General features: G+C 75.2%; 9 protein-coding genes and 1 pseudogene. 4 read left to right on the plus strand and 6 right to left on the minus strand.

From position 1 onward, the window contains the following. Positions 1-494 (plus strand): annotated as a pseudogene (locus DKT68_RS06870) (hypothetical protein); the annotation flags it as partial. Between the two features lie 73 nt (positions 495-567). Here DKT68_RS06870 and DKT68_RS06875 read toward each other — a convergent pair. From DKT68_RS06875 to DKT68_RS06905, 6 genes are all read right to left on the minus strand, one after another. Next, on the minus strand, positions 568-1,110 hold the full coding sequence (locus DKT68_RS06875) for an ATPase (RefSeq protein ID WP_109816576.1): 543 nt from the start codon (positions 1,108-1,110) through the stop codon (positions 568-570). A gap of 178 nt (positions 1,111-1,288) precedes the next feature. Further along, entirely contained in the window at positions 1,289-1,735 is a 447-nt protein-coding gene (locus tag DKT68_RS06885) for a response regulator (RefSeq protein ID WP_109816577.1), read from the minus strand. A 68-nt stretch (positions 1,736-1,803) separates the two neighbouring features. Then, the gene (locus DKT68_RS06890; protein ID WP_109816578.1) at positions 1,804-2,151 is read right to left on the minus strand and encodes an STAS domain-containing protein; all 348 of its coding nucleotides are present in this window, start codon (positions 2,149-2,151) and stop codon (positions 1,804-1,806) included. A 113-nt stretch (positions 2,152-2,264) separates the two neighbouring features. Further along, positions 2,265-3,305, minus strand: a complete 1,041-nt coding sequence (locus DKT68_RS06895) for a cobalamin B12-binding domain-containing protein (RefSeq protein ID WP_109816579.1) — start codon at positions 3,303-3,305, stop codon at positions 2,265-2,267. After that, on the minus strand, positions 3,302-5,068 hold the full coding sequence (locus tag DKT68_RS06900; protein ID WP_109816580.1) for a SpoIIE family protein phosphatase: 1,767 nt from the start codon (positions 5,066-5,068) through the stop codon (positions 3,302-3,304). The genes DKT68_RS06895 and DKT68_RS06900 overlap by 4 nt, the downstream gene beginning before the upstream one ends. 268 nt (positions 5,069-5,336) lie before the next feature. Next, complete coding sequence (locus tag DKT68_RS06905) at positions 5,337-5,651, minus strand: hypothetical protein (RefSeq protein WP_109816581.1); 315 nt, start codon at positions 5,649-5,651, stop codon at positions 5,337-5,339. A gap of 200 nt (positions 5,652-5,851) precedes the next feature. Here DKT68_RS06905 and DKT68_RS06910 point away from each other — a divergent pair, with 200 nt between their 5' ends. From DKT68_RS06910 to DKT68_RS06920, 3 genes are all read left to right on the plus strand, one after another. Continuing rightward, positions 5,852-6,829 carry a DUF2267 domain-containing protein gene (locus DKT68_RS06910; RefSeq protein WP_109816582.1) on the plus strand — a complete coding sequence of 326 codons (978 nt, stop codon included), beginning with the start codon at positions 5,852-5,854 and terminating at the stop codon, positions 6,827-6,829. 108 nt (positions 6,830-6,937) lie between these two features. Continuing rightward, positions 6,938-7,732 (plus strand): spermidine synthase, encoded by a 795-nt coding sequence (locus DKT68_RS06915; protein WP_109816583.1) that lies wholly within the window; start codon positions 6,938-6,940, stop codon positions 7,730-7,732. Between the two features lie 101 nt (positions 7,733-7,833). Then, a partial coding sequence (locus DKT68_RS06920) for an AI-2E family transporter (RefSeq protein ID WP_109816584.1) occupies positions 7,834-8,913 on the plus strand: 1,080 nt, incomplete at its 3' end.

Below are 8,913 nucleotides of genomic sequence, written 5' to 3' on the forward strand. Positions count from 1 at the left end.
CCCCCCGCCCCACCGTCGTCCGCAAGGCGCCCAAGAAGCCGGTCAAGCCGCGCCGACCCCGACCGGTCGCCGGGCTCGACCAGGCGCAGATGGACAACGCGAAGATCATCGTGGACGTCGGCCTGGAGCTGAAGATGCCGCGCCGCGCCCTGGTGGTGGCGCTGTCGACCGCCATGCAGGAGAGCAACCTCTACAACCTGGCGAGCAGCGTGCTGCCCGAGTCGGCGCAGTACCCGAACCAGGGCAGCGGGTCCGACCACGACTCGGTCGGGCTGTTCCAGCAGCGACCCAGCAGCGGCTGGGGCACGGTGGCCGAACTGATGCGCCCGTCGTACGCCGCGCGGGCCTTCTACCTGGCACTCAACGAGATCCCGGGCTGGCAGGACATGAGCGTCACCGCCGCCGCCCAGGCCGTGCAGATCTCCGCCTTCCCGGACGCGTACGCCCAGCACGAGGAGCGGGCCACCACCGTGGCGGCGGCGCTCACCGCCTGAGGCGCGGCGACGGCCCAGGCCTGTCCGGCTCGGAAACCGGCGCAGATCCCGGGCTCGCCGGACCGGCCAGGCGTCAGCGGCTGCGTGCGCCGTCCCGCCCGGTCGGCGGCTCCGCTCCCACGTCCACGCCGCCGGCTGCCGCCCGGGTCGCCGGTACGCCCGTTCCCGCCGCCGCCGTCGGCGTGTCGGCCGGCACCGGGTCCACGGTCACCCCGGTGAGGATCTCGTCCACCCGTGCCTCGCGCCGCCGGCGGGCGTACAGCGCCGCCTCGAAGTCGCGTCGGGCCTGCACGGCGTCCGCGTACGCCCGCTCGCGGACCTGCCGAGCCTCCTCGCGGGCCTCGTCCAGCTCCATGCGGGCCCGGGCCAGGATGCCGGCCGCCTCCCGCCGCACCGGGTCGCCGGCGTGCCGGGTGACCGCGGTGTCACCCAGGTCCAGCCGCTGGAGCAGCCCGCTGAGCCAGGCCGCCTCCTCGCGGATCTCGTCCCACACCCGCTCGGCGCCGGCGGCGCCCTCCGCCCGCGCGGCGAGTCGGGACAACCGGATCCCCAGCTCGTCCAGGCAGGAATCCACCTGCCGCTGGTCGTAACCGGTCTCAACGACGGAGAACCTCATACTGTCGCCCCCCAGGCAGCTGCTGTTTCTTCCCCACCTGGATCCTCGGTCGCGACGCGGGCGGCCGAGGGGGTTCGGGAAAAATGTTCAGCATCCGAGCGCGCGGGGCGTCCCGGCGCGGCGGCGGGCGACGCCGACCCGGCGGCGGGGACAATGCCCGACGGCCATCGCCGCTGGGTCAGCCGCGCTTGGGCAGCACGACGACCCGGCCGAAGAACTCGTCGATGCGGCGCACCACGTCGTTGAAGTCGTCCAGGTCGATCGGCTTGGTGACGTACGCGTTGGCCTGGAGGGTGTAGCTGCCCACGATGTCGGTGTCCGCGTTGGACGTGGTCAACACGACGATCGGGATGGTCCGCAGATCCTCGTCCTGCTTGACCGCCCCGAGCACCTGCCGCCCGTCCATGCGCGGCATGTTGAGGTCGAGCAGGATGACGTCCGGCCGGCGGGCCTCCTGGTGGCGGCCCTCGGCGCGGAGGAACTCCATCGCCTCCTCGCCGTCGCTGACCACGTCGATGACCTTCTCGACGTCCGAGTCCGCCAACGCTTCCTCGATCATCAGCACGTCGCCCGGGTCGTCGTCGACGACCAGGATGCGTACCGGATGCGGGCTGTCTGCGCCCATCACTACCTGCCTCGAGTCAGCGGGGACGGGACCTCACGGTCACCGTGTCGGCGGGGAAATCTAGCCCATCAGGAGGCGGTGCGGGACGCCGGGTCCGCGGCCTCGGGTTGGTAGCGCAACACGTCGGCGAGGCCGGTGATCCGTAGGACCCGGTCGACGCGGCCGTTGGCGCCGGTGAGCCGCAACCAGCCCCCCTCGGCGGAGGCCCGGTTGTCTCCCCGGACGAAGACGGCCATGCCGGTGGAGTCGCAGAACGTCAGGTCGGTGAGGTCGAGCAGCACCCTGATCTCGCCGGCGTCGAAGAGCCGGTCGATCGCGGCGGTCAACTCGGGCGCGGTGCTCAGGTCCAGTTCACCGGCGAGCCGCAGGCAGGCGCTACCGTCCTCGCGCCCGGCGTCCCTGACGCTGAACGTCACCGTTCTCCCCCTCGCTCCACCGCTGCGGTGGGACGTTTGCAGTCCGGCAAGTATACGCAGAGGCGTACCGGCCGCCGAGGGCGCGGTGATCGACAGGGACACCGGGCCGACGGTCACGCGGCGGTGCGGCCGTCGGCGGCGAGCAGGGCCGCCCGGCCCTGGGCCAGCGCGTGCACCACCCGGGGGAAGTCGCGCAGCACGCCCGCGAAGTGCCGCAGGGACAGGTCCACCGCGGCGGCGGGCACGCCCCGGCTGGTCAGGATGCCCACCAGCCACCCGACGAAATTGGTGAACAGCGAGGCGTCGTCGACGTAGAGCGCGGCGGCCAGGAAGTCCACGATGTGGCCCAGGTCGCTCACGGTCGAGTCGAGCTGGGCGGCGGTGTAGGCCCGCGTCGCCGGGACCCGCTCGCGCAGGTCGGCCAGCGCGCTGTCGATCAGGTCACCGCGGCGGCGGACCAGGCTGGCGTACTCGTCGTCGGCCAGGTGCGCGAGCTGCGCCGGCGGCACCCGGTGCAGCGCCCGCTCATCGGCGATCAGCTCGGCCGCCGACGGCGCGTCCGGCGCCCACGCCGCGCCGAGCCGACGGGCCCACCGGCCGTCCGCGCCGAACCCGCGCCCGCCGACCACCACCGGCACGTCCGAGCGGCGGCACGCCTCGATCATCCGGTGCGCGTGCGGCAGCCGCACCGGCAGCGCGCAGGCCAGCGCCACCGCGTGCGCGTCGTGCCGGCGCAGGTACGACACCAGGTGCGCCGCCGGCACGCTGGCGCCCAGGAAGGTCACCTGCCAGCCGCGCAGCCGCAGCACCTCGGCCACCAGCCGGGGCGGCAGCGCGTGCCACTCGCCGTCCATGCAGGCCACGACGACCCGACCGCCGGTCGGCTGCGGCCTGGCGTGCGCGGCCACCGCCGCCACCACCCGCTCGCTGATGTGGGTGGCCGCGTGCTCCTGGGCGACGCTCCACTCGTTGCGCGCCCACCGCTCACCCACCTCGGCCTGGGCCGGCGCGACCAGGTCGAGCAGCACCCGCTCGGCCGGCAGGCCCGCGTCGAGCAGGCCCAGGGCCACGTCGATGGCCGCGTACTCGTCGGCGTCGGCCAGGCAGTCCAGGTAGCCGGGGTAGGCGTCGGCCGCGGTGGCCGGGGCGGTCACGCTCGGGTTTCAATCTGCTCGTCGGATCCGGCCGGCGGGGGCACCGAGTGCAGGTGCCGCGACGGTCGCCCGCTCGGGCCGACCGCGCGCAGCGCCAGCACCGCGATGTCGTCGTGGTCGCCGTGCGCCAGCCAGTCGCAGGTGACCTGCTCGACCCGCTCGGCCAGCGCGGGCGCCGGCATCCGCTGGCACCCGGTCACGGCGGTGACCAGCCGCTCCGGGCCGAACTGCTCGTCGCCGCGGCGGCCACCGCGGGCCTCGGTCACCCCGTCGCTGTAGAGCAGGCAGGTCTCGCCCGGGGCCAGCCGGACGGTCACCTCGCCGACGCGCGGGTCGGGCACGACGCCGATCAGCATGCCGCGCAGCGGCACCGACTCCACCTCGCCGGAGGCGCGCAGCACCAGCGGCGGCAGGTGCCCGCCCCCGGCCATGGTGAGGGTGATCCCACCGTCGCGGTCCGGCCGGGCCACGCCGAGCACGATGGTGGCGAACCGGCCCTGACCGTGGGCCTGCGTCGTCTCGAGCAGCGCGTCGTTGAGCAGCCGCAGCAGCCGCGCCGGGTGCGACTCCACCCGGTGCAGCGCCTGGAGGCACTGGCGCAGTTGGCCGGTGAAGACCGCCGCCTCGACGCCCTTGCCGGACACGTCGCCGAGGAAGAACACCGTGCCGCCGTCGGGGAGGCGGTGCGAGCCGTAGAAGTCCCCGCCGATCCGCAGGCCCGCCTGCGCCGGCCGGTACGCGGTGCCCCACTGCACACCGGCGGTCTCGGCCGGTTCCACCGGCACCAGACTGGTTTGGAGGGTGTCGGCCACCTCCGCCTGGTCGCGGTAGAGCAGCGCGGTCGTCAACGCCGCGGCGGCCCGGGCCGCGAAGGCGCGGATCAGCGCCACGTCGTCCTCGTCGTACCAGCGGGTGGCACGGCGGGCGACCAGCAGCACCCCCACGGGGGCGTCGCCGCCCGGCAGCGGGACGACCCGCGCGGCGCTCTCGGCGCCGGTCAGGCCGGGCAGCCAGCCCGCGTCGACCGCCTGCTTCACGAGCCAGTCCACCGCGTGCGGCTCGACGCCGGTCAGCCCGTCGGCGACGGCCGCCGGCAGGTCGGCGCTGGCCAGCACGCCGCTGTCGACCGTCGGCGCCTCGTCGTCCGACCGGGCCGCCCGCCACCAGCGGGCCCGGCCCGAACGCGGAGCGAGCACCAGGACGGCCACCTCGGCCAGGGTCGGCACGGCCAGCCGGACCGCCGCGGCGGCGGCCCGGTCGGGGTGCAGCGGGTTGCCCAGCTTGTCCCCCACCGCCGCCAGGAAGGCCGAGCGGGCCCGCTCCGCGAGGAGCGCGTCGGCGCGGCTGACGCTCTCCGTGACGTCCTCGACGTACCAGCAGCAGCGGGCACCGGAGAGGGATACACGGCGGGCGGTGAGCCGGCGCCCGCGATGGGTGAGGTCACCGGCGCTTCCGTCACTCAGCCCGGGTACGCCGGCTGCGGCGAGCAGCTCCCCGGGGACCACCTCGGGCAGCAACCGCTCGGCCACCGGGCTGACGTGCCGGACGACGCCGTCGGCGTCGCAGACGACCAGGCCCTCGCGGAAGTGCTCGACGACCTCGGACCAGTCGGGCGGGGGCTGACCGCGGTCGGGAGCCAGCGGGGGCCGGGCAGCCGCGGGCCGGGCCGGGGCGGCGGCGGACCGCGCCGGAGCCCGTGTGCCACTCGGCGTGGAGATCCGTCCGTCGCCCGGGTCCCAGTCCCTGACGTCGGCAGCAGTCACCAGCTGAGCCCCACTCCTTGTCGTCCACCTGTGCTCACAACTCTTCGCCCACCCTACGCCCGGGACGCCGGAAGCGGCCGCGCCCGATCTGGTCGCGGTCGCGGCCGAGTCGCGCGACGACGATCACCGGCAGGTCGTGGTCGACCTCGGCGGGGTGATCCTGCGAAGGGGTCGCCGGGGCTCTCCGGCTGACCGGCCCGAGCGGGCCACCCCGGAAAGGGGGGTGGCCCCCGACCCTGGGACCTGGGGTCGGGGGCCGGAGGAATGTCTAGGGTGCGGTCATCGGCTGGAGCCGGGGTCCGCTCTCGCGCAGATCGCCGGCCGGCGCCGCGTCGACGTCGTCAGGCGTCCCCGAATCGGGCGTCTGGTACAGGTAGCGGACGAAGTCCCCACCCGCCTCGTTGTCGTCCGCGCCCGGCCACTGGCCGATGCAGTCCATGCCGACCACTTCGCGGCCGGTCCCGTCGGCCTCCTCCAGCAGGGCCCAGAGGCTCACCGGGTAGCACCGGGTGGCATCGGGTGTGAGCTGCCAGCGGGCGTACCAGCCAGGTCGGGCGGGGACGATCTCGACGATCCGCTTCATGACGACCTTCCTTCCGCGTACATCGGAAGAACTCCGGTCCTGAGCCGATCATGCGGCCCGCGCGGGTGAGCGCCCCTCACCCGCGCCGGATGAAGCCCGGCGATGCCCCGGCCGGCCGGGCGAGCAGCGTCCGTTTCGGTCCCCGGGACGGCGGGAAGGCGACGGGCGCAGGCACGATCCCCAGCGGAAGGGGTGTCACCATGCGCAAGCAGATGGAGGGCGACAACCAGCGGCGTCGGACGCTGGCCCGGCAGGCCCGGGAACAGGGTCGCCAGCCCAGCGAGTTCGGCGGCAGCCTGAGCGCCTCCAAGCAGCTCACGAGCCTCGACCGGGGCAAGCGGGCCGGTCCGGCGCCGGCCGGACGACACAAGCCGGACAGCACGCGCGGCGGGCCGGCGCCGCCGCAGTTGGGCACGCCGGACAATCCCCGACCGCAGCTGTCGCCACCGGCCGGCGCGGCCGGGGTGAGCACCGTCGGCTACCACGAGCTGGTCGAGGACGTACGGCGTCGGGCCGGGGTCGACTTCAAGACGGCCAAGGTGGGCACCGAGGCGACCGTGCTGGTCCTCGCCTTCGCGCTGGAGGCGGCCGAGCGGCAACGGCTGCTGGCGGCGGTGCCGGCGTCGCTGCACGACGTGGTGCCCGTCGACGGCATCGAGCGGCACCGCGACCTGCCCGGCTTCCTGGCCGAGGTGGGCCGGATCAGTGGCCGTACCCCGGAGCAGGCCCGCTACCAGGTGGAGGCGACGCTCGCCGCGCTCGCCAACCAGGACGGTGACCTGGTCGAGTCGCTGCACGTCCCCGATGGCCTGCGGGACCTGCTGAACCCGCCGGAGGCCGGGGGTGGCCTCGTCGGCGCCTCCACCACCACACCCACCCTCGACGCGGCCCAGTTGCGGGCGGCGCTGGACGACCTGCCCTACTGGGCCGGCGACGGTGACGCCCTGTACCGGGTGGTCGCGCTGCCGCCGGACAACCTGGACCGGGTGCTCGCCCGTCTGGACCGGCTGCGCGAGGAGACCGGGCGCGCCCCGAGCATCGGGCGACCGGAGGACACGGCGGCCGTGCTGACCGTGCGGACCAACCAGGCTGACGGGGTGACGGCGCTCGACGTGGACCTCGCCCACCGGATCGACGACGCGATCGACGAGGTGGGTGCCGGGATGGCCAACGGCTGACCGGCCACATCGGCGTACGCGGGCCGGCGGACGCGGGGCAGACCCGCTCCGCCGGTCCGCTCGCCGTGCCCGGCGGCGGGTGTCGGGCGCTCGGCTAACGTGCCGGTCATGAACCGCACCGCCGACCGGTTGGAGCTGGTTGCCGATCCGGTCCGCCCCACGGGGCGGACGCTGCTCTCCGCCGGCGTCGAGCAGTCGTACGTCGACGTCGAGGATCCCCGGTACCTGCACTTCGACTACACCCGGCGGATCGCCTCGGCGGTGGAGGTGGCCGCCCCCGCGGGCGCCCCGCTGAGCGTGCTGCACCTGGGCGGCGGCGCGTTGACGCTGCCCCGCTGGCTGGCCGCCACCCGGCCCGGCTCCCGGCAGCGGGTCGTCGAGCGGGACCCGGCCGTGGTCGAGCTGGTCGCCCGGGAGCTGCCGCCGCTGCCGCCGAAGGTGGAGGTGGAGGTCGCCGACGCCCGGGACGCGGTCGCCGCCGCCCCGCCCGGCCGGTACGACCTGGTGGTCGCCGACATCTACCGGGCGGCCCGGATGCCCCGGCACGTGCGCACCGTGGAGTTCGTCGCCGAGGTGGCCCGCGCCCTGCGCCCGGACGGGCTGTACCTGGTCAACCTCACGGACCTGCCGCCACTGGTCGGCACCCGGGTGCAGGTGGCCACCCTGCGGGCGGTCTTCGACGACGTGTGCGTCGTCGCGGACCGACGGATGCTGCGCGGCCGGCGCTACGGCAACCTGGTGCTCGCCGCGACGTCCCGGCCGGGCGGGTTGCCGGTCGGCCGGCTGGCAGTGGCGGCCCTGCGCGACCCGGTGCCCGGCGGCCTGCTGCACGCCGCCGCGCTGGACGGCTTCGTCGCGGGCGCCCAGCCCAGCACGGACGCCGACGGCCCGGCGACGGGATGACCACCTGACGCTCGGCGATCGGGTGGCGTGGCGCGCGCACACCCGCGGGTGATCGGCACGGTGTCGGGTTTCCGGAGGTGAGCGCGGGGAAGCCGCGCCGCATGAGCAGCGCCGACACCCGGCTGACCGCCCGCCGGACCCTGATCGTGCTCGGTCTGGTGCTGGCGACGGCGTTCGCGCTGGCCTTCGTGTACGCGACCCGCCGGGTCCTGGTGTGGGCCGTGGTGGCCGCCTTCTTCGCCGTCGCGCTCAAGCCGCTGGTGGACTGGCTGCAACGCCGGGTCGTACGGCGGCGGGCGTTGGCCACCCTCCTGGTGTTCCTGGCCGCGTTCGTGGTGCTGGCGATCCTGGCGGCGCTCATTCTGGCGCCACTGCTCAACGAGCTGGCGCGGTTCGCCGACCGGGCGCCGGAGCTGCTGCGCGACGCCCGTGCCGGCCAGGGCCCGGTGGGGCGGTTGCTGGAGCGCACCGGCGCCCGACGGTACGTGTCCGAGCACGCCGAGCAGCTACGCGGCTTCGGCAGCCGGTTGCGCGAACCCGCGGTCGGGGTGCTGCGCGGCGTCGTGGAGACGGTCGCCGGGCTGGTCACGGTCATCGTGCTCGCGTACCTCATGGTGTTGGAGGCGCCGCGGATCACCGGTGGCGTGCTCGCGGCGGCCGGGGACGGGCAGGCCGAGCGGCTGCGCCGGGTGGGCCGGGAGGTGTCCCGCACGGTCACCGGCTACCTCACCGGCAACCTGGTGATCAGCGTGATCTGCGGCGGGTTGACCTTCCTGGTGCTGACCCTCACCGGGGTGCCGTTCGCCGCCGTGATCGCTCTCCTGGTGGCGGTCGCCGACCTGATACCGCTGGTCGGCGCGACGCTGGGGGCGGTCATCGCGGCCGGGGCGGGTTTCCTGCACTCCCCCACCGCCGGCGTGGTGGTGCTGGTGTTCTTCGTGGTCTACCAACAGCTGGAGAACCACCTGCTCCAGCCGCTCATCCTGGCCCGCGCGGTGCGGCTCAACCCGCTGACCGTGCTGGTCAGCGTGCTGCTCGCGGCGGAGCTGGCCGGCCTGCTGGGCGCGCTGCTGGCCATCCCGGCCGCCGGCATCGTCCAGACCCTGCTGCGCGAGTACGGCCCGGCGCGGCTGCGCCCCGGCCCGCCCGCCGGGCCGTACTCGCGCAGCAGGGTCTGGACG

This window comes from Micromonospora acroterricola (assembly GCF_003172955.1).
GTDB lineage: Bacteria > Actinomycetota > Actinomycetes > Mycobacteriales > Micromonosporaceae > Micromonospora > Micromonospora acroterricola.

Bases quoted from the DNA above. Each gene is read 5' to 3' on its own strand.
- DKT68_RS06875 (WP_109816576.1), bottom strand. From the start codon at position 1,110: ATGAGGTTCTCCGTCGTTGAGACCGGTTACGACCAGCGGCAGGTGGAT.
- DKT68_RS06885 (WP_109816577.1), bottom strand. From the start codon at position 1,735: ATGGGCGCAGACAGCCCGCATCCGGTACGCATCCTGGTCGTCGACGAC.
- DKT68_RS06905 (WP_109816581.1), bottom strand. From the start codon at position 5,651: ATGAAGCGGATCGTCGAGATCGTCCCCGCCCGACCTGGCTGGTACGCC.
- DKT68_RS06910 (WP_109816582.1), top strand. From the start codon at position 5,852: ATGCGCAAGCAGATGGAGGGCGACAACCAGCGGCGTCGGACGCTGGCC.
- DKT68_RS06915 (WP_109816583.1), top strand. From the start codon at position 6,938: ATGAACCGCACCGCCGACCGGTTGGAGCTGGTTGCCGATCCGGTCCGC.